This is a genomic window from Shewanella gelidimarina (assembly GCF_023283945.1).
Taxonomy (GTDB): domain Bacteria; phylum Pseudomonadota; class Gammaproteobacteria; order Enterobacterales; family Shewanellaceae; genus Shewanella; species Shewanella gelidimarina.
Genome location: NZ_JAKIKW010000067.1, coordinates 1 through 1,101 on the forward strand (window position 1 = coordinate 1; position 1,101 = coordinate 1,101).

At 40.1% G+C, this 1,101-nt stretch carries 2 tRNA genes and 1 rRNA gene; all 3 read right to left on the bottom strand.

Annotated elements, in window-relative coordinates:
- Positions 1–523 precede the first annotated feature (523 nt).
- Positions 524–599, bottom strand: a tRNA-Ala gene (locus tag L2729_RS21525).
- A 126-nt stretch (positions 600–725) separates the two neighbouring features.
- Positions 726–802 (bottom strand) — tRNA-Ile (locus L2729_RS21530).
- Positions 803–1,020: 218 nt separating this feature from the next.
- Positions 1,021–1,101 (bottom strand): 16S ribosomal RNA (locus L2729_RS21535); the annotation flags it as partial.

A 1,101-nucleotide genomic window follows, 5' to 3' on the forward strand; every position in this document is an offset into this window, starting at 1 on the left:
ATCGCAAGTTACTACGTCCTTCATCGCCTCTGACTGCCAAGGCATCCACCATATACGCTTAGTCACTTAACCATACAACCCAAATAAGTCTCTATGAGAAATACTCGTTGTCTCAAGCGGGTAAGCTTAAAACAGCCGTATCATAACTAATGGTTTCTACTTTCGCCAAAATTAGAATTTTTCACTTATTGCTGCGACGCAATAAGCCAAGACACTTAATGTTTAAGTGTTTAGAACTCAATTTTTTAATTTCGCGCTAACCCTATAAACAACAACCTACAAGTAAGTCGCTGTCCCTTTTCAGGTTAACACTATCAGCTTTCCAAATTTTTAAAGAACGGGCTTAAAAAAGCCAAAGATAAATTTTCGTTTATCTTTGGCATCTCTATCCAATGCATGCCTTACTTTCTACTGGTAAAGTAAGTTTACTCAGTCAATTAGAATTATTTTCTAACCGACTAGCAAAGTAAATGGTGTATTTACATGAACGTTATCGAACCTAAGTTCTAAACAATCAAGTAAATGGTGGAGCTATGCGGGATCGAACCGCAGACCTCCTGCGTGCAAGGCAGGCGCTCTCCCAGCTGAGCTATAGCCCCATTTACATGCAGTCAAACAAAATCAATCAATTGGTAACACCAAATCGAGTTTAATCAAGGCAGATTAATGTGACGTTTAGTGTTTTTCTAAACGAGTATTAATCTAACGATGAATAAGCGAAGATTTGGTGGGTCAGAGTGGACTTGAACCACCGACCTCACCCTTATCAGGGGTGCGCTCTAACCAGCTGAGCTACAGACCCATTCTTTTTGGTTTTTTAATCCTTACTCTGCGTTACTTTCATCGTTTCTCAGTCATGTGCTAAAGCACACTCCCTACGAAATTCTTCAAGTGCCTTGATTAAGAATCAAAATCCTCAAAAACAACCTTTCGATTATTTTGCTCTTTCTTTATAACAAGCATATCTGTGTGGACACTCAAACGTATTTTCATACTTCAGATGTGAGTTAGTCGTATAGGTAAGGAGGTGATCCAGCCCCAGGTTCCCCTAGGGCTACCTTGTTACGACTTCACCCCAGTCATGAACCACACCGTGGTAAA